Source organism: Salipiger sp., from assembly GCF_048261495.1.
GTDB lineage: Bacteria > Pseudomonadota > Alphaproteobacteria > Rhodobacterales > Rhodobacteraceae > Salipiger.
Map to the genome: position 1 here is coordinate 403,150 of NZ_JBLXFX010000004.1, position 24,606 is coordinate 427,755.

Consider the following 24,606-nt stretch of genomic DNA (forward strand, 5'->3'; position numbering starts at 1 on the left):
AAGCAGAATTTCGCTTTGCTTCGCGCTCAAAGCCGTTACACCTCCGCCGAAAGACGGAGGAGACCCAAATGACCGGAATGATCTTTGCCGACAGCCTGTCCCGGCTTGGCACCGAAAGCGCCTTCATGGTGCTGGCGCGCGCCCAGAAACTCGCGGCACAGGGCAAGGACATCATCAACCTCGGCATCGGCCAGCCGGATTTCCGCACGCCGGACCATATCGTCGAAGCGGGCATCAAGGCCCTGCGCGACGGTCATCACGGCTATACCCCGGCCAACGGCATTCCCGCCCTGCGCGAGGCGGTCGCCGCCGATCTGAACGCCCGCCACGGTGTCGAGGTCAATCCCGACAACGTGGTCGTGGTTCCCGGCGGCAAGCCGACGATGTTCTTTGCCGTGATGATGTTCGGCCAGCCGGGCGTGGAGATCATGTATCCCAACCCCGGCTTTCCGATCTACGAATCGGTCATCCGGTATTCCGGCGCCACCCCGGTGCCGATCTCGCTCGAGGAGAAGAACGGCTTTGCCTTCTCGGCCGAGGACGTGCTGTCGAAGATCACCGATCGTACGCGACTCATCATCATCAACTCGCCCGCGAACCCCACCGGCGGCGTCACCCCCAAGGAAGAGATCGACAAGCTCGTCGCCGGGCTGCTGGATCACCCGCATGTGGCGCTCATGTCCGACGAGATCTACTCGCAGATGCTCTACGGGGGCCGCGAGCATGTCTCTCTGCTTCAGTATCCCGAAATCCGCGACCGTCTCATCATGCTCGACGGCTGGTCCAAGACCTATGCCATGACCGGCTGGCGGCTGGGCTACGCGGTCTGGCCGGACGCGGCGGTGGACCATGTCACCCGGCTCTGCATCAACGACCATTCCTGCGTGAACGCACCGACGCAATATGCGGGCCTTGCCGCGCTGACCGGCCCGCAGGACGCGGTGCGCGACATGGTCGCCCAGTTCGACGCCCGGCGCGAGGTCATCGTGCGCGAGCTGAACACCCTGCCCGGCATCAGCTGCACCGACTGCGGCGGCGCCTTCTATGCCTTCCCCAACATCACCGGCACCGGGCTGACGGCAAAGCAGGCGCAGGACCGCTTCCTCGACGAGGCCGGGGTGGCCACCGTTGCGGGCACCTCCTTCGGCGCCCGGGGCGAAGGCTACCTGCGCTTTTCCTATGCCAACAGCACCGAGAACATCCTCGAAGCCATGGCGCGCATCCGCAAGCTGCTGTGATGCGAAAAGGGCCGCCCCGGTCGGGGGCGGCCCTTGTCCTTTCCGCAGGTCCGTACCGGATCAGCTGAACACGAAATCCGAGAAATCGGTCAGGATCACGCCCACGAACAGGATCGAATCCGACTGTCCGTTGACTTCGACCAGCGTGTTGCCGCCCGAGGTGCTCATGGTCAGATCGCCCTGGACATAGCCGACCATGCTGACGTCATCGGTCCCGTGGGCGAAGCCCTGGATGGTGTCGTCGCCGAACACCCCCTGGAACTCGAAGGTGTCGGCATTGCTGCCGCCGAACAGCCGGTCATCGCCCTGCTGCCCGATCAGCGTGTCGTTGCCGTTGTTGCCGTACAGCGTGTCGTTGCCCTCGGCACCGATGATGATGTCGTCGCCGTCCTCGCCGTAGATAAGATCCGCGTCGCCGCCGCCGTCGATGGTGTCGCCGCCGGTCCCGCCCATGATCGTGTCGAGGCCGCCGTTGCCTTCGAGCAGGTCGCCGAAGTCGTTGCCCTCGATGTAGTCGTTGCCGTTGCCGCCGCGGATCGTGTCCACGCCGCTCTGGCCGATCAGCGAGTCGTTGTCGTCCCCGCCGAGGATGCTGTCCGAGCCGCCGCCGCCGTCGATGGTGTCGTCGGCCTTGTTGCCGATGAGGGTATCGTTGCCGGTGTTGCCCGAGATCAGGTCGCGCCCGTCCCCACCGGTGATGCTGTCGGTGCCGGTGCCGCCTTCGAGCGTGTCGTTGCCGAGGTTGCCGATGATGGTGTCGTTGCCGTCACCGCCGAGGATGCTGTCGGTATGACCGCCCCCGATCAGGCTGTCGTTGCCGCTGCCGCCGATGATCGTGTCCGGACCGTCCTCGCCGCGGATGGTGTCGTGCTGGTTGCCGCCGTAGATCAGGTCTCCGAAGGTGCCGCCCGAGATATCGTCGTCGCCGTCGTTGCCGCGCAGCGTGTCCGCTCCGGGTCCGCCGCTGATGGTATCGTGACCACCGCCGCCGTTCACCGTGTCGTTGCCGGAACCGCCGGTCAGGCTGTCGCGCCCGGTATCGCCGTTGAGCAGGTCGTTGCCGGCGCCGCCGTCGAGCGTGTCGTCCCCGCTGCCGCCGGTCAGGCCGTTGCCGACATCGTTGCCGATGATGATGTCATTGCCGCTGCCACCGATGGCATTCTCGATCACCGTGGTGTTCACGATGGTGAAGCCGCCCTGGATGCCGTCGACCGCCGAGATGAACCCGCCGCCGTTGAAGTCGCCCTGAAGCGTGGCCGAGCGCAGGTCGATGGTCGAATTGGCGGCGCCGGGGTTGACGATGGTATCGATACCGGAAACGTCGGAGATCGCCTCCCAGAAGGTGCCGGTGCCGTTGGTGGTCGGCAGGTTGAAGATCGTGTTGCCGGCGTTCTGCGTCGGATTGAAACCGTAGCGGTCCTGCAGGATCGCGAGGTCGAGCGCCATCGGGCCGCCCTGGCTGCCGAACAGCGTGCCGCTGCGCGCGGTGCCCACCGGCCCGGACACGAAACCGGCGCTGTAGCTCATCGTGGTGAACACACCCTGGTTGAGCAGGTGCGGTCCCAGCGACGCGGAGGAGGTCACGCCCGGCATGACCGTGGACGTACCGCCCGTGTCATGCGGGTGGGCAAGGCCGAAGCCGTGGCCGAGTTCGTGGATCAGCACCATGAAGCCGAAGCCGCCGCGTTCCAGGTCTCCGCCCGGCGCGCTGCCGATGTTGTTGCCGTTGAAGGCGCCGACGCCCTCGTTCGTCTCACCCGGAGGGTTGAAATAGCCGTAGAGGTTGCTCGGCATTTCGTTGGTGTCGAGGATGAAGATGAAATCCGCGCTGGCCGAGCTGAAGACCTCGGTGAAGGTCAGGCCGGTGTAGCTGGCGAAGACATCCAGGGCGAGTGCGAACTGCCCCATCTGGTAGGCGTTGAACCCTTCGGAGGTGATGCCGTCCGCGGTGAACCCGTTGGGCGCGAAATAGTAGGACACGCTCGTATCGGCAAGCGCGGAGCCCCAGTCGATGCTGTCCAGCGGGTCATAGGACCCGTCGGAGGTGGTGATCGTGTAGGTGCCGGTATTGTTGTCGCCGAATTCCCGGGCCGAGATGTAATAGGTACCGGCGGTCGTCGCGGTGAAATTGATCTGGCTGTTGAGCGTGCCGTTGGAATCGTCGTTCTGCGCAAGAAGCGTGCCGGAGCTGTCATAAAGCCGCAGGTAGGGGTCGCTGATCGTGCCGCCGCCGACGGAGCTGCCGTTCATGTTGATCTGGACCATCTCCCCGGCCGCGAGGGTCAACGCGATCCAGTCGTCGTCCGCGACGGGATTGAGCTCTCCGGTAAAGCTGTCGCCCACGTTGATCGAATAGGTCGTGGAGGTGTTGTTTGCGGCATCGGTGGTTTCGTTGACCGTCGCGAGCGGGGTCACGGTGCTGCCGTCGCCACCCGGTTTGGGCGCCTCGATGGGCGAAGTGGATTTCGGCAGGGACGTCGTGGTCACGCCGGAATCGGTCGGCTCCACGCAGAAGGAGGCCGCACCGATGGAAAAACTTCTGGTCGAGATGGTCATGTCAATAACTCCTGAAATGGGGTCCGTCAGAACGGCAAAAGCACCGGGAATCCCGTTGGGAAGTTAACATGGTTGACCTACGGTTAACAATTTCCGTTTTGAGACAGAAACGCGGATTCTTTCGGCTGAGGGGCGCAGCTTCGCCCCCGGGCGGCACCGCCCGGGGAGGGTCCTGTCCGGCGGTCCGCTCAGTCCTCCATCGCCTTGACGGAGGCATCCGCAACCCCGGAAATCCAGTAGCCCGACGCCTGCATCCAGACCTTGGGCACGCCGCGTTCCAACAGCGCCTCGCGCAGGGCGCGGGCGACGGCCGCCTCGGCCGCGATCCAGACGAGGCAGCGCGGCGGCACGTTCAGATCCGCGAGCGCCTCCAGCAGCGGCGCCGCCGCATCCGCCTGCGACAGCGGCCGGTGGATCCAGCGGGCGGTGTGTGCGGCGGCGGTCTCGAAGCTCTGCTCGTCCTGCGCGCCCGGCACGGCGACGAGGCTCGTCACCCGCGTCCCGGCGGGCAGTTCCTCGATCCGGCGGCCGATGGCGGGCAGCGCCGTCTCGTCCCCGATCAGCAGCCAGTCCGGGATATCGCCCTCGACCACCCTGGAGCCGCGCGGCCCGGCGATGGAAACGGTGTCGCCGGCGCTCAGGCCCCGCGCCCAGTCCGCCGCGGGTCCGCCGACATGGTCGACGAGGTCGATCACCAGCTCGCGCCGCGCGGTGTCGAAGCGGCGCGGGGTGTAGTCGCGGCGCTGTTCCTCGCCGTCGGCACCGGGCAGGATCAGTTTGAGGTGGTCGTCGGCCCCCGCGCTGGCGAAATCGGCCAGATCCTCGCCGCCGAGGGTGACGCGAATCATCACCGGGGTGAACCGCTCGACCGCGGTCACGCTCAGCGTGCGGCGGCGCAGTTCGTGGCGCACCCGGCGGGTGCGGGGGATGTCTCCGGTATCGGTAAATGTGGTGGTCTCGGCCATGGGTCGTCCTTTCGCAGCCATGAACGGCATGTTTGCTTGCGACCGGACGCGGCCCCCGGGGGGCCGTGCTTTTGGCTGGCGTTACCGCGTGTTCCCATCCCTACCGAAGATGCGGGCGGCCGCAACCCGGGATCAAGGCCGCCGCCCTGCAAGAGCCTGTGCGCAGGCGCAGGGACGCCGCGCCGGCTTCCCCGCCCTGCCCCGTTTCTCGCTCAGTCGCGCAGAACCGCCATGCTGTCGCTGTCCCAGCCGATCCACACCGGCTCGGCCCCGACGGACTGGCCGGTGGCGGAATCCACGTAGGCCTTGAGCGTGGCACCGGGCACCTCGTCGAGGCAGAGATCCAGCGCCATGCGGCTGCCGAGGAAGGTCTTGCCCGTGACGCGGCCGCGGATCGCGTTGGCGGTCTCGGGCCGGGCGCTGTGAAAGCCCAGCTTTTCCAGCCGCACCGAGGCGGTGATCGGCGTGCCCGCCTGCGGCACCCCGCCGGGCGCGTGGCCCTTCAGCGTCTGGCCGAACCAGTCCATCACCACTGCGCCGCCCTCGGTGCCCTTCATCTCGCCGGTCAGCAGGTTGGTCTCGCCGATGAACTCGGCGACGAAGCGGCTGGCGGGGTGGAAATACAGCTCTTCCGGGGTGCCGTCCTGCTCGATCCGGCCCTTGTTCATCACGACGATGCGGTCGGACATGGTCAGCGCCTCTTCCTGGTCGTGGGTGACGAAGAAGAAGGTCTTGCTGGTGCGCCGCTGGATCGACTTCAGCTCCTGCTGCACCTGCCCGCGCAGCTTGGCATCGAGCGCGCCGAGCGGTTCGTCGAGCAGCAGAAGCGCCGGATCGGGGGCCAGCGCGCGGGCCAGCGCCACGCGCTGCCGCTGGCCGCCCGAAAGCTGCGCCGGGTAGCGGTCGCCGTAGGCGTCGAGTTCGAGAAAGGCCATGATCTCGTCCTGGCGCTTGCGGATCCCGGCCTTGCTCATGCCCTTCAGTTCCAGCCCGAACGAGATGTTCTGCCGCACCGTCATGTGCGGGAACAGCGCGTAGTCCTGGAAGACCATGTTCACCGGGCGCTTTTCCGGCGGCAGCGCGGTCACGTCGGTGCCTTCGAGGATCACGCGCCCCGTGGTGGGCTGTTCGAAGCCGCCGAGGATGCGCAGCGTCGTGGACTTGCCGCAGCCGGACGGGCCGAGGAAGGTCACGAATTCGCCCTCCGCGATGTCGAGGTTCAGGCTCTCCAGCGCCACGGCATCGCCGAAACGCTTGGTCACGCCGTCGATGCGGACAAGGGGATGGGTGGTCATGGCTCAGGTGTCCTTGTTCATGCGGCGGGTGAAACGCTCGGCCCAGACGCCGATGACGGCGGTCAGCAGCAGCGCCACCGTGGCGATGGCATTGATTTCGGGCGACATGCCCGATTTCAGCTTGGCGAAGATCAGCACGGGCAGCGTGGGGTCGTATCCCCCGAGGAAGAACGAGCGCACGAAATCGTCGAAGCTGAGAAGAAGGCAGAAGATGCTCGCGCCCATGATGGCCGGGACCAGGTAGGGCAGCGTGATGCGCAGGAAGGCGATGATCGGATCGGCGCCGAGGTCGCGCGCCGCCTCGATCTGGCTTTTCGGCAGGGTCGAGAGCCGCGCCATGACCACCAGCACCACGAAGGGCACGTTGTGCACCGCGTGGGCCCAGATGATCGCGCCCATGCCCGGCTCGATCCCGAGGTAGCGCGCATAGATGCGGAAGGCGATGGCCGAGATGATGCCCGGCACCAGCGCCGGCAGCACGGTCAGCCCGAAGATCGCCATGCGGCCCCAGAACCTGCGCCCTTCCAGCAGGACGGCGATCCACGTCCCCACCGCGACCGAGATCAGCGTCGAGAGCACCGCGATGGCGACCGAGTAGCCGAAGGTCGACAGCACCTCGGCATCCGCGAAGACGCCGGTGTACCAGTCGAGCGTCCAGGACCGGATCGGGAAGCCGATGAATTTGCTGTCCTTGAAGCCCATCAGCACCATCAGGATCAGCGGCACGAAGACATAGAGCACGAAGGCCCAGTAGGTGCAGGACAGCAGGATGCGGTTGGAGCGGTTCATTTCGTGTCTCCCTTGCGCAGCGCGTTCATCAGGGGCTGGAAGGCGGCGGTGATGATCAGCGCGGCGAGGAACATGATGGTGGCAAAGGCCGCACCCGTGGGCCACTGGTCCCCCGCGACGTGGAAGAAACCCGCGATGGTTTCGGCAAAGACCGTGGTCGAGGGCCCGCCGAGCAGCACCGGCGTGGCGTAGAAACCTGTCGAGATCAGGAACACCAGCGTACAGCCCGAGGAGATGCCCTCGATCGTCAGCGGCAGCGTGATCCGGCGGAACCGGGTCCAGGCCCCCGCCCCGAGGTCGGCGGCGGCTTCGTTGAGGCTCTTGGGCAGCTTCTCAAGCGCGGAATAGAGCGGCAGCAGCATGTAGAGCGCGGTCAGGTAGACGATGCCGACGCCCATGGAAAAGCTCGTGTACATGAACGGGATCGGCCGGTCGATCAGCCCCAGCCATTTCAGCGCGAGGTTCACCGCCCCGGTGTTGCCGAGCAGGATCATGATGGCATAGGTGCGCACGATCTCGCCCACCCAGAACGGGATGAGAAGCATCAGCAGCAGCAGCATCCGGTTCTTCGGGCTGACGTGGCGGGCCAGGAAATAGGCCACCGGATAGGTCAGGATCAACGTGCAGAAGGTGAACACCCCGGCAAAGGCCAGGGTCCGGAAGAACGGCTGCCAGAACAGCGGGTCCTGAAAGAACTTCAGGTAGTGGACGATGGTGAAATGCTGCTCGACCCCCGGCGCGACCGGGTAGGCATCGGTCAGCGACACCCGCAGCATCTGCAGCATCGGTCCGAGATGCTGGGTCAGCACCCAGAGCACCGGAAAGGCAACGAGGATCAGGAACTGGCGCCGCGGCGACGCGGTCACGACGCCCATCAGCGCCCGGTACGGCGGCCAGGAGGCCAGCCTGCCCCAGAAGGTGCGGGCGCTTTCGGCGCCCGCGACAGCCCCGCGTTCTTCGGGCGCGGATGCGTCATAGGTCATGGGATATCCTTCCCGGAGGGAGTGGGCCCGCCCGGCGATGCCACCGGGCGGGTTCGGGTGCCGGCGGGGCGGATCAGGCCGCCTTGACGGCCTCGACTGCCGGATCGACGAGCTTGTACTTCATGTCGTTCGCCTCGGCGCGGAAGAACTGGAGGTTGGCCAGTTGCTCTTCCGGGAAGGAGGTCGCCTTGCGCTCCGCCTCGGTCAGGAACTCCGACGCGCCCTTGTAGGTCGAGATGAAGCCCGAAGCCTTGGTCATCTGCGCGCCGATCTCGGGCGAGGCGAGGATGGCGTTCAGGAAGGTGTAGGCGTTGTCGAGGTTCGGCGCGTTGTTGGCGATGTTGTAGGTGTAGACAAAGCCGTACGACCCTTCCTTGGGGATCGCCATGCCGAGCGGGAAGCCGTCGTTGATCAGCGCCGCCGCCGGGCCGTTCCAGGATTGCGCCAGCGCGATGTCCTGGTTGACGAACATCTGCTGAAGCTCGGCGCCGCCGTCGTAGTACTTGCGCACCAGCGGCTTCTTCTCGATCAGGAACTGCTTGGCCTCCTCGACGATGGCGGCGGCCTTTTCGGGATCGTCCAGATAGGCGACCATGTTGCCGTCATAGCCCATCTTGAGCATGATGAGCGACATCATGTCCTGGATCACGTAGGCGGTCTGGCCCTTGTACTTGTCGTCGAACAGGGTGTTCCAGGTCTGCGCCTCTTCCTCGCTCACGAGCTCGGTGTTGTAGGACAGCACTTCCATCCCCGACAGGATCGGCGCGCCCCACTTCTCGCCCTTGATCGTGGCCCAGTCGCTTTCCGAGAAGGTCGGGTTGATCTTGCCCCAGTTGCTCAGCCGGTCGGTGTCGAGCGGCGCGAGCAGGTCGCTGTCGATGAACTGCAGAAAGCGGTGACCGGCGACGGTCATGATGTCCACGGTGGGGTTCGGCGCTTCGGCGGCGAGCAGGTTGAACTGCTTGCCCTGGTCGTCGACCAGGCGGACGTTGACCTTGATGCCGGTCTCGGATTCGAACTGCTCCTTGAAGGCGGCGGGCACGAAGTCGTTGTAGGTCCAGATATTGACCTCGCCCCCGGCCGCATGGGCGCGGCGCAGGTAGGCGGGGCTGGCAAGGGCCGCGCCGGTCAGGGCGGCGGTGCCGAGGAAACGGCGGCGGTTGAAAGTTGTCATCATGTCTCTCCTGTTGGGTCGCTCAGTTTTTGTCCGTAGCGTTATGGGTCAGGACACCGTTTCCGGTGCCGTCTGCAACAGCCCGGTACGGGCGGCCTGCCGCAGGTCGTCTAGGCTGAAGCGGTCAAGCTCCAGCGCGTTCAGAAGCTCGTTTCCGGTGGTGAAATCGCGGTCGTACATGGCGGAGAATATCTTGATCCCCGCCTCGTGCAGTTCCGCCGGATGGCCCGCAAGGCGCCCCAGTATGGCAACCGGAACAAGGCCGTAGGGCACATCTTCGGTGACGTAGCGGCTGTCGGCTGTGGCCGGGCCGGTGCCGCCGTTGCCCTGCGCGTGCATCTGCTGGTTCATCTCCGAAATCGACGAGATCGGCACATGGAAGGACAGCGAGAAGTGCTCGAAGATGGTCTTGGTCTTCAGCCCCAGCGCCTCGGCGATCCTCAGCCGTTCGGCATCCAGCGCCTCGAGCAGCGCGCCCACCTTCGGCGTCACGTTCTGGCCCTGCGACCAGGTCTCGCCGCGCTCCATCCGGGTGATGTTGCCGAGCGCGATGCCGAGGTGGTTCTGCGGGTTGAGGTTGGACAGCGTGATCGCCAGCAAGCCGTCGCGCTGCACGAAGACGTCCCCGAACAGGCAGGTGCTGACCGCAAGGGCGCAATCCGAACAGGTTTCGGGGATGGTGCAGAGGTCGACCTTCTTGCGCACGGTGTTGACCTTGACGGTCGCCCCCTCTCCGCGCCGCCCGGTGACGGCGGTGGTGCCCCAGGCGGTGACCGGCACGCGCACCTCGCGCGCCTCGAGCGCCTGCCGCAGGTAGAGCGCGCCGAACGAGGCATGGGACGAGACGATGATCTTGTGCCCCTCGCGGATGTGCGGGATCAGCGCGTCGAACACCGCCTTGTGGCCGTAGCCCGGCACCGCGATCACCAGCACGTCGTTGTCCCGCGCAAGCTCCGCCGCGGAGGAGGCCACCCGCGGCGCGAAGCTGGCCTCGATGGCCCCGGTCGCGACCAGCGGCGCGCCCTTCAGCGCCTCGGTCGAGGCGCCCGAGGGCGACCACAGCATCGGGTCGTGCCCCCGCGTGTGCAGCAGCGCCGCGGTGCCGAAGGCGATGGAGCCCGCCCCCGCGATGCCGACCCTTGCGCCCTCGCTCATGCGGTTTCCTCCTGACGGACGGGATCGCCCAGCACATGCATCAGCCGGTTGGCCCAGCCGAACAGCGCGGCGGACAGGATCAGGTCGAGGATCTCCTCCTCGTTCAGCCCCGCCGCGCGCAGCGCCGCCATGTCTTCGGGCGCGGCCTGAGACGGCGCTTCGGACAGCTTGCGCGAAAAGTCGAAAATCGCGCGATTGCGGGGGCTTAGATCAGCTTTCTCACCTTTTGCGAAAAGTTCGTCGGTGACGGAATCGTCCTTTTCGATCTTGGCGTGACGGTCGGCATGCACGGCGGCACAATAGACGCAGCGGTTGACCATGCTCGCGGCGATGGCGCCGAGTTCGCGCTCGGCCCGCGACATGCCGCCGGGGTCGTACATGATCGCGTTGAACAGCGGCGAGCGGACCTTGAGGCTTTCCACGTCATGCGCCAGCGTCAGCACGTAGTCCGACACCTTGGTGTTGGACGGCGTGACCTGCAGCGCCTCGAGCTGTTCGGGCGTTGCGGTCGCCAGGTCGACGGGCACCACCCGGGGCTGCCAGTGCGGGACATTGCGGGTGAACTTGTGAATGACGCGGCTCATGCGGTCTCTCCCTTCATCAGGCGCAGGCCCGCGATCACGCGGATCTGGTAGGCCATGAAGGCGTTGAGTTCGCAGAGTTTCACGATATCGGCGTCGGAGATGCCCTCGGCCTGCAGCGCCGAGATATCCTCGGCCGCCACATCGCGGGTCCTGGCGGCGACCTTGTCCATGAACGCCAGCATCACGGCCTCGCGCCCCGCGCCCGGCTCTGCCGGATCGGCCAGCGCGGCCTTGTCCCCGGCGCCGTCGAGATAGCGCAGCGCCAGCGCCTCGTCGCCGTTCAGGCGGGCGATGCGCGCGGCCAGGGCGGCGCGCAGGTCGTGGGCGAGGCCGCCGGTGTAGAGCGGGCGCAGCACGGCGGCTTCGACCGCCTGCCCCATGTCGAGAATGTTGGCGCGGGTTTCGGCCGCCGTGCCGGCGGGGCTGCCGGGCGTGATGCCCGCGGCGTCCAGCGTGGTGGTCTCGAAAATGCTCATACGGTCTGTCCTTCCTTCGCCTTCAGCTCCGAAGGCGTCCATTCATGGCCCTGCAGTTCGGGCGTGGCGTAATCCTGCATCGCCTGCCAGTGCAGGTCGACATCCTCGGCATAGAGCCTCGCCGCGACCGAGCGCGCGAGCCAGGCCGCGCCTTCGGAAATGCCGGGAATATCCCCGCTGACCTTGCCGAGGCTGGCCGAGGCGCCGTAGTTGAAGCAGTAGACGCTGGACAGCCACGGCACCTGCCCCGGCACCTTCTCGCGGAAGGTGAAATCGGGGTTGAGGTAGGGAAACTGTGCCAGGTCGCGCGACTGCTCGTCCTCCGGCGGCGTGTACACATCCTTCCACAGCTGGATCTGGCCCGCAACCGCACCGAATTCGGTGCGCGCCATGGGGTCGATGACGAAGCCGGTGCCGAGGATCACGAAATCCGTCTCGTAGCTGGTGCCGTCGGCAAAGAAGATCTCGACCCCCGCGCCGCGTTTCTCGATCCGCGTCGTGGCCTTGCCGAAATGGAAATGGGCATTCGCGTGCCGGCTGACCCGCCTGGTCGAGCCGTGCGGCGGCGGCGTCTGGGTGGCAAAGCTGTACTGCATGAACCGCCAGCGCCATTCGTCCGGCAGATCGGCATAGCCCGCGGTAAAGCCGAAGCTGCCGATTCCCATCATCTTGTTGATCGTCGGCATCTGCTTGCGGCGCACGAGGTGGCGGACCTCGGCGGCACCGTGTTCCAGCGCCTCGGCGGCATTGTCCACGGCCGAGGCGCCGACCCCGATCACCGCCACGCGCTTGCCGCGCAGGCGTTCGAAGTCGATGTCGTCGGCGCTGTGTGCCCAGAGCTCGCCGCGCGGCAGGTCCTTGACGAAACCGGGAATGTTCGGCCCGCCGGTGCCGTCGCGTCCGGTGGCGAAGATCAGCTTGCGGCAGAGGATGCTGTCCTCTTCCGCGCCGGAGAGGTGCAGGCGCAGCAGGTCGCCCTCGGGTTCGACCCTGTCGACCGAGACGCCGTTTTCTATCGGAATATCAAGCGCCTGCCGGTACCACTTCAGGTATTGCATCCACTGCGGCCGGGGGATCTTGTCCAGCTTGTCCCAGGCTTCGGTGCCGAACTGCGCGCGGAACCAGGCCTGGAAGGTAAGCGCGCCGTGACCAAAGGCCGGGCCCGTCAGCACCTTGGGCGAGCGCAGCGTCTCCATCCGCGCGTAGGTCAGCCAGGGGCCCTCCAGCCCCTCGGGCGACCGGTCGAGCACGCGGACATCGTGCATCCCCCCCGTCCTCAGCGCCAGCCAGGCGACCATCCCGCACATGCCGCCGCCGATGATGACCACATCGGTGATGCCGGCGCGGGCGGGCACCCAGTCCTTGCCGGGATAGCACAGGAACTCCAGGTCTTCGTGCAGGCGGGCTTCGAGGGCGGCAAGGCCCCGGCCGTCGATGGGAGAGGTGTCGATCGTTTGCATACGAATATCCTAGAGCAAGTCCGTGGTGCGGTTCAGCATCAAGCTGGACGAGACATCCAGAAAGGATGCAGTTCGTCTATGTGATAGGCGTGAACGTGGCGGTGGGCCGGTCCCTCTGCGGGCAGATCGCGCAGATGGGGGTGATCGTCGGGCAGTTCGGGGTGGCTGTGGACCCGTTCCAGCGGATCGGCCGAGGGCCAGACCCGTGTCGCGACGACGGCGACGGCGACGCTGGCGGCGGACAGGGCCAGCAGCGCGGATTCCAGCGACAGCACGCTGCCGAGCCAGCCCGCGAGCGGATAGGCCACGAGCCAGCCGGCATGGCTGAGCGAGAATTGCGCGGCAAAGACCGCCGGGCGGTCCTTGCGTGCGGCCGAGCGGGTGATGACCAGGCCGCCGGGTGTCAGGACCAACGACGAGGCCAGCCCGAAGCCCGCCCAGACCGGCCAGAACAGGGCCTGCACCGGCGGCACCAGGGCAAAGCCCGCCCCCAGGAGGCCGAAGGCCAGCGCCCCGGCAATCATCACTCCGCGCTCGCCCAGGCGCGGGATCAGGCGCGGCACGATCACCGCCCCGCAGGCGGCGCCGAGCCCGTAGAAGGCCATCAGGATCGGGTAGCCGTGTTCCGCATCGCCCAGATGCCGGCCCGCGTAGACCACGGTATTGACCAGCACCCAGGCCATCGCCAGCGAGAGCGCGAAGTTCAGCAGGAACAGGCCCCGCAGGCGCGGGGTTCGGCGGTAGATCTGCATGCCCCGCATCGCGCGTTTCAGGAACGGCCCCTTGCGGTCGAGGAATTCGGCGACCGGAAAGCGCGTCGCCATCAGCGCCGCGACCGATCCGAGAAAGGCCAGCGCGGCGAACAGGAAGAGCTGTTCCGGCGCCACCACCCGCAGGACCACCGCGGCGAGGACCGGGCTGAGGACCGATTCCAGCGTGTAGGCGATGCGCGACCAGGCCAGCGCGCGGGTATAGTCCGCCTCGTCCGGCAGCACGTCCGGGATGACCGACTGGAACAGCGGCGTGAATCCCGCCGCGAGGACGAAGAACACGAAGGCCAGCGCCGCGATCTGCCAGGTCGCCGCGACAAAGACCATCGGCAGCAGCAGCAGCATCCGCCCCAGGTCCAGCGCCACCATCGCCCGCTTGCGCGACACCGTCGACAGCAGCGTTTCGGCAAGGGGCGCGAGGCCCACGTAGGCCACCATCTTGAGCGCCAGCAACAGCCCGAGGATGCGCCCGCCCGCCGCGTCTCCGCCGAGGTCGTAGGCAGCGAGCGACAGGGCGACGGTCAGCAACCCGACCCCGACCAGCGAACAGACCTGCGCGATGAACAAGGTGCGGAAGGACGGGTTGGCAAGCGGGCCGGTCACGATGCGAGACTCTCCTCGACGGGGTGGCGCGGTGAGAACCGGGCGGTGGACGGGTCTGCCTGATAATCGGGCAGATAGTCCGAGGCAACCATGGCCAGGCTGTTCACGGCGGTGATGATGCGCTCCACCTTATCATCTGACATCAGCGCCGAAAGGTTCAGTCGCACCCAGCCGGGTTTTTCCATCTCGGCACCGCTGTCCAGCGCGGCGAACATGGCGTCGGACTCGGCCTTGCCGAGGTTCAGAAGGCGGTGCGCATAGGAGCCCGCACAGGCGCAGCCGCCGCGCGCCTGAATGCCGTGAAGGTCGCTCAGAAGCCGGGTGAAGAACTGATGATGCACGAGATTTCCGGAAGCATCGCGGATGCGGAAGGAAAAGATCGGCAGCGATGCCGCCCCGAGATTGCCGAGGATCTCGATCCGCGGGTTCTGCCGCCAGACCGCCAGCGCCCGGTCGCGCAGCGCCTGCTGGCGGCTGCTCAGCCAGTCCTGGTCGAGCGCCTCCTTAACCAGCATGGCAAGCGCGGCGCGGATGTCGCCGACCACATTGGGCGTACCGCCCTCTTCCCGGTCGGCGAGATGGCTGGAATAGGCATGGCCCCAGGGCGACACGAAACTGACCGTGCCGCCGCCGGGAAGGGTCGGCGTGCTGCGAAGCGCGACGGCATCCCGCACCACCAGCACCCCCGAAGCCCCCGGCCCGCCGGGGAACTTGTGCGGCGAGAACACGATCGCATCCTTCGCCGCATCCGTGCCCGACCGCATGTCCATCGCGACATAGGGCGCGCCGCAGCCGTAATCCCAGATCGCCATCGCCCCGTGGCGCTTGAGCAGGCGCGTGACCGCGTCCGCATCGGTCAGGATGCCGGTGACGTTGGAGGCCGCCGAGAAGGTGCCGACGATCAGCTCCGCCCCCCGCGCCGCCTCCAGCGCCCGTTCCAGCGCGGCCATGTCGGGGCCGCCCGCGTCGGCTTCGGGGATCTCGACGACCTCCGCCCCGCTCTCGCGCCAGGGCAGCAGGTTCGAGTGGTGCTCGTAGGGACCGACCAGCACCACCGCCCGCGCGCCGCGCGCCAGGGTGCCCGCGATGTCGACCAGCCCGAGCACCCGGTTGATCCCCGCGGTCGAGCCGGAGCCGGCGAAGATCACCGTCGTCCCCTCGCCCGCGCCGGTGAGCCGCGCGATCTCGGCCCGTGCCGCCTCGCGCAGCCGGGTCGAGAAGGCCCCGCAGTAGGAGGCCTGCGTGTGGCTGTTGGCGTAATAGGGCAGCACCTCGTCGCGGATGAAATCCTCGACCTGCGCCAGCGCCCGTCCGGAGGCGACATAATCGGCATAGATCAACGGCTTGGCCCCGTAGGGCCCGTGCACCTGCGCCCTCTCGCCGATCAGCCCGTCCCGGATCCAGGACCGCAGGTCCGGCCGCGCCAGGGATTCGCGAAAATGATCGAGGGGGGACATGGCAACTCCGCACAAAGTGTCTTCGGGCAGAGTCTGACACGACGAACGGAAAAAACTTCACAAAAATTTAGATGGTACATGGCATTTTTCAATCATATGATAGACAAATGGCCGATAAAATAGATCATATCGACTGCCGCATCCTCGAAGAGCTTCAGCGCGACGCGACCCAGTCCCAGCGCGCCCTGAGCGACAAGGTCGGCCTGTCCCAGAACGCCTGCTGGCGCAGGCTCAAGGCGCTGGATGCCTCCGGCGTGATCCGCAGCCGGACGGTCGTGCTCGACCGCAAGCGGCTGGGCGTTGGCCTCGTGGTCTTCGTGATGGTCAAGACGCGCTACCACTCCGCCGCCTGGCTCAAGCAGTTCCGCACCCATGTGGCCTCGATCCCCGACGTGATCGAATTCTTCCGCATCGGCGGCGAATACGACTACATGCTCAAGATCGTGACCCGCGACATGGCCAGCTACGACGAGGTCTACAAGCGCCTGATCGAGGAGGTGGAGCTGGAAACCGTCACCTCCTTCTTCGCGATGGAAGCCATCGTGGAACAGCGCCCCATTCCCCTGACCTGAGCCACGGACGGGCGGCCTATTCCGCCGGTTCGATCAGCTCCGGCCCGTCGTCGGCGATCGCGAATTTCTCCACCGGGTGATGGCGCAGCCGCGCGCCCGCGCCGAGGTCCGGATCGTCCGAGCCCGACAGCCAGGCGTCCTGCTCCTCGGGGTCGAGGATGACGGGCATGCGCGTGTGCAGCGGCTGCATGTCCGCGTTCGCCGCACGGGTGAGGATGGTGCAGGTCAGAAGCTCCTGCCAGCGCGAGGCGAGACCGGCCAGGAACAGCGTCTCGGCATTGCCGGCCGAGGTGATGAAATGCGGCCGCTTGGCCCCCTTCTCCCCGGTCCATTCGTAGAAGCCCCCGACCGGGATCAGGCAGCGTCCCCGCCGCCAGACCGCCCGGAACGACGGCTTGTCCTTCGCATCCTCGAACCGGGCGTTGAAGGTCGTGGCCTTCCAGTCCCCGAGATCGCCGCGATGCCAGGACGGCACCAGCCACCACCGCGCGACCATCGGAACGAGATCCGGCGTCAGGATCACCGCATCCTGCGTCGGCTTGACATTGTACCGCCGCGTCCACCCCGCAAAGGGGTCGATCTTGAGCCACGAGGTATCGAGCCCGATGCTTCTGAGGTTGGGATCCACGAATCGACCGCACATCCCCCGATCTCACGCCGCCGAAACGCCCCGCGCAAGCCCCCCCGACCGTCCCGCGACAGCCCCCGCAACCGCCGGCGACGGATCGAGGCACGGACCATCCAGTTCGGGATAAAGTTGGTGCCCCCACACGGACTCGAACCGCGGACCTACTGATTACAAATCAGTTGCTCTACCAGCTGAGCTATAGGGGCACCGTGGGGGGAGAGATATGACAGCCCGCGCCTCCGATGCAAGAGGCAACTAGCGGTTTGCGCGCGCCAGCATGCCGACGGCGACGAGGCCGACGGCGATGACAAGGATGGCCGCGGGGGCGGCGCCTCCGAGGTTTTCCAACGAGGCCTGGTCGTGGACGCGCGTGGCCAGGGTCTCGTAGTTGAAGGGGCGCAGCAGCAGGGTCGCGGGGAGTTCCTTGACGCAATCGACGAAGACCAGCAGCAGCGCCGAGGCGACGGAGGCGCGCATCAGGGGGTAGTAGATCTCGGCCAGGGTGCGCCCGCGGGTGCGCCCGAGCGAGCGCGCCGCATGCGCGAGGTTCGGCGACACCCGCCCCATGGCCGCATCCGCCGCCCCCTGCGCGATGGCGAAGAAGCGCACGAAATAGGCCAGGACAAGCGCAAAGGCCGATCCGGTCAGCACCAGGCCGATGTCACGGCCGGTGACGGTTTCGACCGTGTCCGCCAGCGCGTGATCGAGTGCCGCGAGCGGGATCAGGATGCCGACCCCCAGAACCGCGCCCGGCGCGGCGTAGCCGATGGTGGTGGCGGGCAGCAGAAGCCTCGGGAGCGCCCGCCCGGAGAGGCGCACGCCGTAGACCAGAAACACGCCGCCGAGCACCGTCACCACCGAGGCGATGCCGCCCACGGAAACCGTGTGCCAGACCGCCTTCCAGAGCGCCCCGTCGCTCCAGAAGCGGGCATTGTCGAGCGCGTGGCTGAGGATCACCGCGGCGGGCAGGACGAACCCCATGGCGAAGGGCAGGATGCAGGCCAGTGTCGCCAGCCAGGCCGCGCCGCCGTGCAGCGTCCTGCGTTCCACCGGGCGGTGCCGCGTCGAGAGGTTGAAGAACCGCATGCGGCGGCGGGAGGTCTTCTCGAACAGCACCAGCAGGATCACCAGGGCCAGCACGGTCGAGGCGATCTGCGCCGCGCCGCCGGCGTTGTTGCTTTGCAGCCAGACCGAGAAGATGCCGGTGGTGAGGGTCTGCACGGCGAAATAATCGACCGTGCCGAAATCGTTGACGCTTTCCATCATGGCGATGGCCATGCCCGCGGCGATGGCGGGACGGGCCAGCGGCAGGCCGACGCGCCAGAACCGCCCGAAGGCCCCGGCGCCGAGCGATCGGGCCACCTCCTCTGAGGCGCCGGACTGTTCGCGGAAGGCATTTCGCGCCAGCAGGTAGACATAGGGATAGAGCGCCGCCGACAGCACGATCACCGCCGCGCCGAGCGAGCGGATCTCGGGGAACCAGTAGTCGCGCGCCGAGCGCCAGCCGAAAAGGTGGCGCAGGCCGGTCTGCACGGGCCCGGCGTATTCGAGGAAATCGACCAGCGCGTAGGCCCCGACATAGGCGGGGATCGCCAGCGGCAGCAGCAGCAGCCATTCGAGCCAGCGCCGCCCCGGAAAGGTGTAGCGCGAGATCAGCCAGGCGGCCCCCGCCCCCGCGCTTCCGGCCAGCGCCCCGACCCCGGCCATCAGCATCAGCGTGGTGCCGAAGTAGCGCGGCAGGGTGGTCGCCAACAGGTGCGGCCAGATGTTCTCGGACGGAAACAGCGCGATCCAGATCACCGCGACGATCGGCGCGAGCACCAGGATCGCGATCACCGCCGCCCCGAGCGACCAGGGCTCGGGCATCGCCCGGCGTCTGCCGGACCGGGCGGTGTGCTCTGCCGGACTCATCGCGGATCCTCTCGGGCGAATGCAGTTTCGTTTGCAACGAAAGCGCTTATAGTGCGTCCTTGCAGCAAATGGCAGGACAGGCGATGCAGGTCATTCTTCACATCGGCGTGCATTGTACGGACGAGGACCGGCTTCTCAAGGGGCTGCTGCGCAATTCCGATGATTTTCGTAAGGATGGTGTCGCGATACCCGGCCCGGGGCGCTACAGGGCGCTGCTTCTGGACATGCTGCATTCGCTCGGCGAGGGCGAACCGAGCGCCGAGGCGCGCGAGATCCTGCTCGACGCGATCCTCGACGACGACCCGGAGAATGTCGACCGTCTGGTGCTGTGCCACGAGACCCTGCTTTCGGTGCCCAAGCAGGCGCTGGGCGGCGGCAAGCTCTACCGCCGCACGGAGCGCAGGCTGGCCGCGATGCAGAAGCTGTTCCGGGGCGACGAGTTCGAGGTCTTCATCGGGCTTCGCGATTTCGCGACCTGGCTGCCCGCGATCTACGAGGCCACGCCGGCGGCGAGCTTCGACGAGTTCCTGTCGGGGGTCGATCCGCTTCACCTGCGCTGGTCCGACCTGATCCGCCGCATCCGCGCCGACTGCCCCGAGATGCCGCTCACCGTGTGGTGCAACGAGGATACGCCGCTGATCTGGGGGCAGGTGATCCGCGAGATGGCGGGGATCGAAATGAACCGCAAGATCATCGGTGCCTTCGATCTGTTTTCGGAGATCATCGAGCCGGAGGGCATGAAACGGTTCCGCGCCTTCCTGAAGGAGAACCCCGGCATCAACGAGATCCAGAAGCGCCGGGTGATGGCGGCCTTCCTGGAGAAATACGCGCGGGACGAGGCGATCGAGGAAGAACTCGACCTGCCCGGCTGGGACGATGTCTATGTCGAGATGCTGACCGAGCTCTACGAAGAGGACATCTTCGAGATCGGCCGCATCCCCGGAGTCACCGTCATCGCCCCGTGACGCCGCCGGGGGCCGCGATCCTTCGCCGAAGGATCACGCCTCCGCCGGGCGGCGCGGCCTATTCCATGCCGAGCGCGGCCTTGTACATCTCCAGCACCGCCTCTTCCTCGGCGATGTCGTCCTTGTCGCGCTTGCGCAGCGCGATGACCTTGCGCAGGACCTTCACGTCGTAGCCGCGGCCCTTGGCCTCGGCCATGACTTCCTTCTGCTGGTCCGCGACTTCCTTCTTCTCGATTTCGAGCCGTTCGAAACGCTCGATGAACGAGCGGAGTTCGCCCGCCGCGACGCCGTAGCTGCTGCCTTCGTCCTGCATGTCCTGTCTCTCCTGCCGGTGTGCGGCCTGACTAGCGCCGCATCGCGCCTCCATCAAGGGGTTGCCGCAGGCGACGGGATGGATTACCGCCAAGCCGCCGACGACGGCACCACAAGTACGGGGGATTTGGCATGGACTGGCTCATCTGGTTGGGCGCGGCGATTTCGTTCGCGGGGCTTGCGGGCCTGGTCTGGTGCATCGTCCGGGTCTGGAAGGCACGCCGCGCCGCCCTCTCCGACGAGGCGCTGCGCGAGGTCGTGCGCAGGGTGGTGCCGCTGAACATGGGCTCGCTGTTCTGCTCGGTGATCGGGCTGATGATGGTGATCATGGGGATCTTCCTCGGCTGACGCCCCGGCCCGCTATCCGACCACCCTGCCCCCCGGCCCGGCCCCGCTTCAGACGTTCAGGCTGTCGAAGGTCCGCCCGTTCTTGATGAGGTCCGCAAAGACCGGCTCGGGCGTCCAGAACGCCCGGTCGGGGTGATCGAACCGCTGCAGCGCGCGCTGCACCGCCAGCAGTCCGGGCACCGAGGCAAGGTGCATCGGCCCGCCCCGCCAGCGCGGCATGTCGAGCGCGAGCACCGCCGCAATGTCGATGTCCGACGGCCGGCTCGCCATGCCCGAAGCCAGCATCCGCGCGCCCTCGTTCGCCATCGCGCCGAGCACCAGGAGGCGGATCGCGTCGAGCGGCATCGGCGGCGCGGGCCTGCGCAGACCGTCCAGCACCGCCAGCACCGCCGGTTCCTCGCGCGGGGCCTGCCCGTCGCCCGGCCAGAGGTAGAAGCCGCGCCCGGCCGCCCGGCCGCTGCGCCCCGCATCCGCGAGGACCACCGACCAGTTGCGCGCGCCCTCGGCGCGGGACTGACCCGCCGTCTCGTTGAAACCCGCCATGTCGCGCGCCTGGAACGGCGGCCGGGACCAGCCCCAGTCGCGGAAGGCCTGGTCGATGCGGTAGGGAGTCTGGCCGGCGTCGACCAGCGCGTCGGCGGCGCGCTGACAGGCCGCCATGAGGTGACCGGCAAGGCTGTCGCCCTCCGAGCGGACCTTGATCGCGATCTTTCCCAGCGCACGGGCCAGCGACAGCGCCGTCGCGTGTTGCGCCGCCGTGCTCTGCGGGCCGGCGATGACCTCGACCAGCCGCGTGCCGTAGACCGGCGGCGCAAAGCGCAGGCCGAGTTCCTGCACCCTGCCGGAAAAGACCACGGCGCGCACCACGCCCTCGGGGGCCGGTACATCGCCCTGCCCGCGCGCGGCGTGCAGGATCATGTCGGCGCCCTCGGTCATGCGCGCGCTGTCCCCGACCTTGAGCAACGCCATGCGCTCCTCGGCCTGCGCTTCCGGCAGGCCCTTGGCGACCCCTTCGCGGAAGACGTCGCGCACGTGCATCACGCCGGCGCGGATGGCATCGGGATCGCGCGTGCCCCAGTTGACACCCAGCCCCGCATTCAGCGCGGTGATGACCAGCTGCGCCGCCAGCGGCCCCCCGCCCAGCACCGCGATCCGGTCCAGCGCCGGAATCGCCGTGCCCTTGGGAAAGCCGAAGCGGTGCGCACGGCGTTCGGCAAAGAAGGCACCGCGCAGCGCGCGGGACTGGTCGGATTTCAGACAGGTGGCAAAGGCGTCCTCCTCGAAGGCGAGGCCCGCCTCGAAGGGCAGAAGCCAGGCCGCCTCGACCGCGGCGACGATCTCCCTCGGCGCGATTTCGGGGCGTTGCGCGACCATCGCCCGCCGCTCGGCGACGGCCTTCTGATAGGTGGCGGCATCGGCAAAGCCCTTGCGGATGTCCGAGCTGCGGCGCGGCCCCTTGCCCTCGTCCAGCAGGGTGCGGCAGTAGGTTTCGGTCGCGGCGCGCAGATCGCCGTCCGCCAGCGCATCGACCAGCGCCCGCCCCGGCGCCACGTCGACCGGCATCATCGCCCCCGACAGCATCAGGTCCAGTGCGGGCCCGGCGCCGAGCATGCGCGGCACCCGCTGCGTTCCGCCCGCGCCGGGGATCAGTCCCAGCCGGACCTCCGGCAGGCCGACCCGGGTCGAGGCAAGCGCGATGCGGTAATGCGCCGCCAGCGCCAGTTCCAGCCCGCCGCCCAGCACCGTGCCGTGCAGCGAGGCGACGACCGGTTTCGGGAATCCCTCGACCCGCGCGCAAAGCTCGGGAATCCACGGCGCTTCGAGCGGGGCGTCGAACTCCGCGATATCGGCACCGGCGGGAAAGGTATGGCCCCGCCCCTGCAGCACGACGATCCTGACCCCGGGATCCGCCTCGGCGCGGTCGAGCGCGTCGATCAGGGCGACCCGCGTGCTCCGGGACAGGGCGTTGACCGGGGGGTTCGCCACCGACAGCCACGCGATGCCGTCCTGCACCACATGCTCCACCTGTTCCGCCACCACTGCCGGATCGCTCATGCGCCTGCCCCCGTTTCCGGCCCCCTCGGGGCTGGTTGATCCCGGTTCTGCGCGGTTTTCCGCGCGTTTACGCGGCATTAGACGGCAAACTCCCGGTCAAGGCAAGAATCGAACGTCCGGGCGGTCAGACCGGCATGTTGTCGAAGCGGTCCTCGATGCCGTCGTCGCATTCCGGGCGCACATGGGCGCGCGCCTCGCGGGGGACATCCTGCCCCCGCGCCTCGAGGTCGAAGACCAGCTTTTCAAGCTTGATCAGCAGGGCCTCGCGTTCCGCGATCTCGGCCTGCGCGATCGACCTGACAAGATCTTCCAGACGTGTCGCGAGTTCTTCGGTCATCGGTCTTTCCTCCTCCGGATGGCACGCCGCGGCGGTTGCGCCGGGGTGCCGGGGGCCTCATGCGCACGGGGCAACCCTGCCCCGCACCCTGGCCGCATCCTGCCCGATCCGACGCGGCGTCACATTGACCGAGGTCAATGCCGTTCCCCCCTTGCCATCATATTCAACTTTACTTATATGATTGATCGACACGAAGGAGAGGCCCATCATGATCCCGAAGGTACACGCATTCTTCGACGACGCCACCAACACGATTTCCTATGTGGTCCGTGATCCCGCCGGCAGCGCCTGCGCGGTGATCGACAGCGTTCTGGACTTCGACTACGCGTCGGGGCGGACCGACACCCGGTCCGCCGATGCCGTCATCGCCTTCGTGCGGGACAACGGGCTCAAGGTCGAATGGCTGCTGGAAACCCATGTCCACGCCGACCACCTGTCCGCCGCGCCCTATCTCCAGCGCGAGATCGGCGGAAGGATCGGCATCGGGGACCGCATCACCGTGGTGCAGGACACCTTCGGCAAGGTCTTCAACGAGGGGACGGAGTTCCGGCGCGACGGGTCGCAGTTCGACCGGCTCTTCGTCGAGGGCGACAGCCTGCACATCGGCCAGCTGCGCGGCGACGTGCTGCACACGCCGGGCCACACCCCCGCCTGCCTGACCTATGTCATCGGGGATGCGGCCTTTGTCGGGGACACGTTGTTCATGCCGGATTTCGGCACGGCGCGCTGCGATTTTCCCGGAGGCTCGTCCGGGACCATGTTCGCCTCGATCCAGAAGATCCTCGCCCTGCCCGACGCCACCCGCATCTTCGTCGGCCACGACTACAAGGCGCCGGGGCGCGACGAATATGCCTGGGAGACAACGGTGGGCGAGCAGAAGGCGCGCAACATCCATGTCGGCGGCGGCACCTCCGCCGAGGACTTCGTGAAGATGCGCGACGCCCGCGATGCGACCCTCGGCATGCCGAAGCTCATCATCCCGTCGCTGCAGGTAAACATGCGCGCCGGGCAGATGCCGCCCGAGGACGAGAACGGCGATGTCTTTCTCAAGGTGCCCGTCAACAAGCTCTGATCCCCGCGCGGATCCCTCTTCCACAAGGACGCAACATGCACATCGACTGGATCCTCGGGCTGATCGGCGGCCTGCTGATCGGCACCGCCGGGGCCGTCTTCCTGCTGTTCAACGGCAGGATCATGGGGGCCTCGGGCCTCATCGGCGGGCTGGTGGACGGCTCGGCCCGCGCCGACCGCCTGCAGAACGCGGTGTTCCTGGCCGGGGTGGCGCTCATGCCGCTGCTGCTCCTGCCGCTCTACGGCGAGGCCGACACGCACATCACCGGATCGATTCCCGTGCTCGTCGCGGCCGGGCTGCTGGTCGGGATCGGCACGCGGATCGCCAATGGCTGCACCTCGGGTCACGGGGTCTGCGGCATCTCGCGGCTGTCGCTGCGGGGGATCGTCGCCACGCTGGTCTACATCGTCGCGGGCGGCGTCAGCGTCGTGATCTTCCGCCACCTTCTGGGAGCGATCTGACATGATCCGACTTCTGTTCGCCCTTCTCTCCGGGAGCCTGTTCGGGGCCGGACTGCTCGTCTCGGGCATGACCGACACCACCAAGGTGCAGGGCTGGCTCGACATCTTCGGCGACTGGGACCCGACGCTGGCCTTCGTGATGGGCGGCGCGATGATCCCGATGGCGCTGGCATGGCGGATCGCCGCGCGCCGCCGCAGCGCGCTGACCGGCGCGCCGTTTCCGCCGGCGCCCTCGACCCGGATCGACCGCAAGCTGATCCTCGGCTCGGTCGCCTTCGGCGCGGGCTGGGGGCTGGCCGGGCTCTGCCCCGGACCGTCGATCGCGGCGCTCGGCTTTGCCGGGCCCCCGCTCTACGTCTTCGTCGCGGCGATGCTGGCGGGCATGGCGATCGCACCATATCTGCGCACACATCTCGACAAGGCTCTTCCGGCAGAATAGA

Annotated in this window: 24 protein-coding genes and 1 tRNA gene; 7 read left to right on the forward strand and 18 right to left on the reverse strand. The window is 67.5% G+C overall.

Annotation, left to right across the window (positions count from 1 at the left end; genetic code table 11):
* Positions 1-68 precede the first annotated feature (68 nt).
* On the forward strand, positions 69-1,238 hold the full coding sequence (locus ACN0RJ_RS11180; protein WP_417724311.1) for a pyridoxal phosphate-dependent aminotransferase: 1,170 nt from the start codon (positions 69-71) through the stop codon (positions 1,236-1,238).
* Between the two features lie 60 nt (positions 1,239-1,298).
* Here ACN0RJ_RS11180 and ACN0RJ_RS11185 read toward each other — a convergent pair whose 3' ends face one another.
* From ACN0RJ_RS11185 to ACN0RJ_RS11240, 12 genes are all read right to left on the reverse strand, one after another.
* Positions 1,299-3,794, reverse strand: coding sequence for a pre-peptidase C-terminal domain-containing protein (locus ACN0RJ_RS11185; protein ID WP_417718864.1), 2,496 nt, complete (start codon positions 3,792-3,794; stop codon positions 1,299-1,301).
* Positions 3,795-3,982: 188 nt separating this feature from the next.
* On the reverse strand, positions 3,983-4,759 hold the full coding sequence (locus tag ACN0RJ_RS11190) for a siderophore-interacting protein (RefSeq protein WP_417724312.1): 777 nt from the start codon (positions 4,757-4,759) through the stop codon (positions 3,983-3,985).
* A gap of 212 nt (positions 4,760-4,971) precedes the next feature.
* The gene (locus ACN0RJ_RS11195; RefSeq protein ID WP_417718862.1) at positions 4,972-6,054 is read right to left on the reverse strand and encodes an ABC transporter ATP-binding protein; all 1,083 of its coding nucleotides are present in this window, start codon (positions 6,052-6,054) and stop codon (positions 4,972-4,974) included.
* 3 nt (positions 6,055-6,057) lie between these two features.
* Entirely contained in the window at positions 6,058-6,843 is a 786-nt protein-coding gene (locus tag ACN0RJ_RS11200) for an ABC transporter permease (RefSeq protein ID WP_417718861.1), read from the reverse strand.
* Complete coding sequence (locus tag ACN0RJ_RS11205; protein WP_417724313.1) at positions 6,840-7,826, reverse strand: ABC transporter permease; 987 nt, start codon at positions 7,824-7,826, stop codon at positions 6,840-6,842. The genes ACN0RJ_RS11200 and ACN0RJ_RS11205 overlap by 4 nt, the downstream gene beginning before the upstream one ends.
* A 73-nt stretch (positions 7,827-7,899) precedes the next feature.
* On the reverse strand, positions 7,900-9,000 hold the full coding sequence (locus ACN0RJ_RS11210; RefSeq protein WP_417718859.1) for an ABC transporter substrate-binding protein: 1,101 nt from the start codon (positions 8,998-9,000) through the stop codon (positions 7,900-7,902).
* Positions 9,001-9,048: 48 nt separating this feature from the next.
* Positions 9,049-10,155 (reverse strand): NAD/NADP octopine/nopaline dehydrogenase family protein, encoded by a 1,107-nt coding sequence (locus ACN0RJ_RS11215; RefSeq protein ID WP_417724314.1) that lies wholly within the window; start codon positions 10,153-10,155, stop codon positions 9,049-9,051.
* A complete protein-coding gene (locus ACN0RJ_RS11220) occupies positions 10,152-10,739 on the reverse strand; it encodes a peroxidase-related enzyme (protein ID WP_417724315.1) in 588 nt (195 codons plus the stop codon). The genes ACN0RJ_RS11215 and ACN0RJ_RS11220 overlap by 4 nt, the downstream gene beginning before the upstream one ends.
* The gene (locus tag ACN0RJ_RS11225; protein WP_417724316.1) at positions 10,736-11,215 is read right to left on the reverse strand and encodes a hypothetical protein; all 480 of its coding nucleotides are present in this window, start codon (positions 11,213-11,215) and stop codon (positions 10,736-10,738) included. Before ACN0RJ_RS11225 ends, ACN0RJ_RS11220 begins: the two co-directional genes overlap by 4 nt.
* Positions 11,212-12,675, reverse strand: coding sequence for an NAD(P)-binding domain-containing protein (locus tag ACN0RJ_RS11230; RefSeq protein ID WP_417724317.1), 1,464 nt, complete (start codon positions 12,673-12,675; stop codon positions 11,212-11,214). The genes ACN0RJ_RS11225 and ACN0RJ_RS11230 overlap by 4 nt, the downstream gene beginning before the upstream one ends.
* Positions 12,676-12,713: 38 nt before the next feature.
* Entirely contained in the window at positions 12,714-14,048 is a 1,335-nt protein-coding gene (locus ACN0RJ_RS11235; protein WP_417718854.1) for an MFS transporter, read from the reverse strand.
* Positions 14,045-15,505, reverse strand: a complete 1,461-nt coding sequence (locus ACN0RJ_RS11240) for an aminotransferase class V-fold PLP-dependent enzyme (RefSeq protein WP_417724318.1) — start codon at positions 15,503-15,505, stop codon at positions 14,045-14,047. The genes ACN0RJ_RS11235 and ACN0RJ_RS11240 overlap by 4 nt, the downstream gene beginning before the upstream one ends.
* A 107-nt stretch (positions 15,506-15,612) precedes the next feature.
* Between ACN0RJ_RS11240 and ACN0RJ_RS11245 the strand changes: the two genes are divergently transcribed.
* Positions 15,613-16,077, forward strand: coding sequence for an Lrp/AsnC family transcriptional regulator (locus ACN0RJ_RS11245; protein WP_417718852.1), 465 nt, complete (start codon positions 15,613-15,615; stop codon positions 16,075-16,077).
* Positions 16,078-16,093: 16 nt separating this feature from the next.
* Here the strand turns inward: ACN0RJ_RS11245 and ACN0RJ_RS11250 are convergent, their stop codons facing one another.
* The 3 genes from ACN0RJ_RS11250 to ACN0RJ_RS11260 form a co-directional block, all read right to left on the reverse strand.
* Positions 16,094-16,720, reverse strand: a complete 627-nt coding sequence (locus tag ACN0RJ_RS11250; protein WP_417718851.1) for an SOS response-associated peptidase — start codon at positions 16,718-16,720, stop codon at positions 16,094-16,096.
* Between the two features lie 115 nt (positions 16,721-16,835).
* Positions 16,836-16,911: transfer RNA gene (locus ACN0RJ_RS11255), tRNA-Thr, on the reverse strand.
* A 49-nt stretch (positions 16,912-16,960) separates the two neighbouring features.
* The gene (locus ACN0RJ_RS11260; protein ID WP_417724319.1) at positions 16,961-18,616 is read right to left on the reverse strand and encodes an ABC transporter permease; all 1,656 of its coding nucleotides are present in this window, start codon (positions 18,614-18,616) and stop codon (positions 16,961-16,963) included.
* An 83-nt stretch (positions 18,617-18,699) separates the two neighbouring features.
* Between ACN0RJ_RS11260 and ACN0RJ_RS11265 the strand changes: the two genes are divergently transcribed.
* On the forward strand, positions 18,700-19,581 hold the full coding sequence (locus tag ACN0RJ_RS11265) for a hypothetical protein (protein WP_417718849.1): 882 nt from the start codon (positions 18,700-18,702) through the stop codon (positions 19,579-19,581).
* A gap of 58 nt (positions 19,582-19,639) precedes the next feature.
* Here ACN0RJ_RS11265 and ACN0RJ_RS11270 read toward each other — a convergent pair whose 3' ends face one another.
* Positions 19,640-19,894 carry a DUF2312 domain-containing protein gene (locus ACN0RJ_RS11270; RefSeq protein WP_417718848.1) on the reverse strand — a complete coding sequence of 85 codons (255 nt, stop codon included), beginning with the start codon at positions 19,892-19,894 and terminating at the stop codon, positions 19,640-19,642.
* Positions 19,895-20,025: 131 nt separating this feature from the next.
* On the opposite strand from ACN0RJ_RS11270, the gene ACN0RJ_RS11275 reads away from it, so the two are divergent.
* Entirely contained in the window at positions 20,026-20,241 is a 216-nt protein-coding gene (locus ACN0RJ_RS11275) for a hypothetical protein (RefSeq protein ID WP_417724320.1), read from the forward strand.
* A gap of 48 nt (positions 20,242-20,289) precedes the next feature.
* On the opposite strand, the gene ACN0RJ_RS11280 is transcribed toward ACN0RJ_RS11275, so the two are convergent.
* Both ACN0RJ_RS11280 and ACN0RJ_RS11285 read right to left on the reverse strand, forming a co-directional pair.
* On the reverse strand, positions 20,290-22,296 hold the full coding sequence (locus ACN0RJ_RS11280; protein WP_417724321.1) for an enoyl-CoA hydratase-related protein: 2,007 nt from the start codon (positions 22,294-22,296) through the stop codon (positions 20,290-20,292).
* Between the two features lie 124 nt (positions 22,297-22,420).
* Positions 22,421-22,633: a hypothetical protein gene (locus ACN0RJ_RS11285; protein ID WP_417724322.1), complete on the reverse strand. Its 213-nt coding sequence runs from the start codon at positions 22,631-22,633 to the stop codon at positions 22,421-22,423.
* Positions 22,634-22,841: 208 nt separating this feature from the next.
* On the opposite strand from ACN0RJ_RS11285, the gene ACN0RJ_RS11290 reads away from it, so the two are divergent.
* Genes ACN0RJ_RS11290 through ACN0RJ_RS11300 form a run of 3 tightly spaced genes read left to right on the forward strand, consistent with a single transcriptional unit; the run spans position 22,842 to position 24,605 of the window.
* On the forward strand, positions 22,842-23,705 hold the full coding sequence (locus tag ACN0RJ_RS11290) for an MBL fold metallo-hydrolase (RefSeq protein ID WP_417724323.1): 864 nt from the start codon (positions 22,842-22,844) through the stop codon (positions 23,703-23,705).
* Between the two features lie 35 nt (positions 23,706-23,740).
* Positions 23,741-24,166 (forward strand): YeeE/YedE family protein, encoded by a 426-nt coding sequence (locus tag ACN0RJ_RS11295; protein ID WP_417724324.1) that lies wholly within the window; start codon positions 23,741-23,743, stop codon positions 24,164-24,166.
* A 1-nt stretch (position 24,167) separates the two neighbouring features.
* On the forward strand, positions 24,168-24,605 hold the full coding sequence (locus tag ACN0RJ_RS11300) for a DUF6691 family protein (protein ID WP_417718842.1): 438 nt from the start codon (positions 24,168-24,170) through the stop codon (positions 24,603-24,605).
* The last annotated feature ends 1 nt before the right edge of the window (position 24,606 follow it).

Excerpts from the sequence above, each read along its gene's own strand:
- ACN0RJ_RS11205 (WP_417724313.1), bottom strand. The coding sequence starts at position 7,826 with ATGACCTATGACGCATCCGCGCCCGAAGAACGCGGGGCTGTCGCGGGC.
- ACN0RJ_RS11185 (WP_417718864.1), bottom strand. The coding sequence starts at position 3,794 with ATGACCATCTCGACCAGAAGTTTTTCCATCGGTGCGGCCTCCTTCTGC.
- ACN0RJ_RS11240 (WP_417724318.1), bottom strand. The coding sequence starts at position 15,505 with ATGTCCCCCCTCGATCATTTTCGCGAATCCCTGGCGCGGCCGGACCTG.
- ACN0RJ_RS11200 (WP_417718861.1), bottom strand. The coding sequence starts at position 6,843 with ATGAACCGCTCCAACCGCATCCTGCTGTCCTGCACCTACTGGGCCTTC.
- ACN0RJ_RS11180 (WP_417724311.1), top strand. The coding sequence starts at position 69 with ATGACCGGAATGATCTTTGCCGACAGCCTGTCCCGGCTTGGCACCGAA.
- ACN0RJ_RS11225 (WP_417724316.1), bottom strand. The coding sequence starts at position 11,215 with ATGAGCATTTTCGAGACCACCACGCTGGACGCCGCGGGCATCACGCCC.
- ACN0RJ_RS11215 (WP_417724314.1), bottom strand. The coding sequence starts at position 10,155 with ATGAGCGAGGGCGCAAGGGTCGGCATCGCGGGGGCGGGCTCCATCGCC.
- ACN0RJ_RS11270 (WP_417718848.1), bottom strand. The coding sequence starts at position 19,894 with ATGCAGGACGAAGGCAGCAGCTACGGCGTCGCGGCGGGCGAACTCCGC.
- ACN0RJ_RS11195 (WP_417718862.1), bottom strand. The coding sequence starts at position 6,054 with ATGACCACCCATCCCCTTGTCCGCATCGACGGCGTGACCAAGCGTTTC.
- ACN0RJ_RS11300 (WP_417718842.1), top strand. The coding sequence starts at position 24,168 with ATGATCCGACTTCTGTTCGCCCTTCTCTCCGGGAGCCTGTTCGGGGCC.
- ACN0RJ_RS11295 (WP_417724324.1), top strand. The coding sequence starts at position 23,741 with ATGCACATCGACTGGATCCTCGGGCTGATCGGCGGCCTGCTGATCGGC.
- ACN0RJ_RS11265 (WP_417718849.1), top strand. The coding sequence starts at position 18,700 with ATGCAGGTCATTCTTCACATCGGCGTGCATTGTACGGACGAGGACCGG.
- ACN0RJ_RS11275 (WP_417724320.1), top strand. The coding sequence starts at position 20,026 with ATGGACTGGCTCATCTGGTTGGGCGCGGCGATTTCGTTCGCGGGGCTT.
- ACN0RJ_RS11285 (WP_417724322.1), bottom strand. The coding sequence starts at position 22,633 with ATGACCGAAGAACTCGCGACACGTCTGGAAGATCTTGTCAGGTCGATC.
- ACN0RJ_RS11250 (WP_417718851.1), bottom strand. The coding sequence starts at position 16,720 with ATGTGCGGTCGATTCGTGGATCCCAACCTCAGAAGCATCGGGCTCGAT.
- ACN0RJ_RS11280 (WP_417724321.1), bottom strand. The coding sequence starts at position 22,296 with ATGAGCGATCCGGCAGTGGTGGCGGAACAGGTGGAGCATGTGGTGCAG.
- ACN0RJ_RS11220 (WP_417724315.1), bottom strand. The coding sequence starts at position 10,739 with ATGAGCCGCGTCATTCACAAGTTCACCCGCAATGTCCCGCACTGGCAG.
- ACN0RJ_RS11230 (WP_417724317.1), bottom strand. The coding sequence starts at position 12,675 with ATGCAAACGATCGACACCTCTCCCATCGACGGCCGGGGCCTTGCCGCC.
- ACN0RJ_RS11260 (WP_417724319.1), bottom strand. The coding sequence starts at position 18,616 with ATGAGTCCGGCAGAGCACACCGCCCGGTCCGGCAGACGCCGGGCGATG.
- ACN0RJ_RS11290 (WP_417724323.1), top strand. The coding sequence starts at position 22,842 with ATGATCCCGAAGGTACACGCATTCTTCGACGACGCCACCAACACGATT.
- ACN0RJ_RS11245 (WP_417718852.1), top strand. The coding sequence starts at position 15,613 with ATGGCCGATAAAATAGATCATATCGACTGCCGCATCCTCGAAGAGCTT.
- ACN0RJ_RS11210 (WP_417718859.1), bottom strand. The coding sequence starts at position 9,000 with ATGACAACTTTCAACCGCCGCCGTTTCCTCGGCACCGCCGCCCTGACC.
- ACN0RJ_RS11190 (WP_417724312.1), bottom strand. The coding sequence starts at position 4,759 with ATGGCCGAGACCACCACATTTACCGATACCGGAGACATCCCCCGCACC.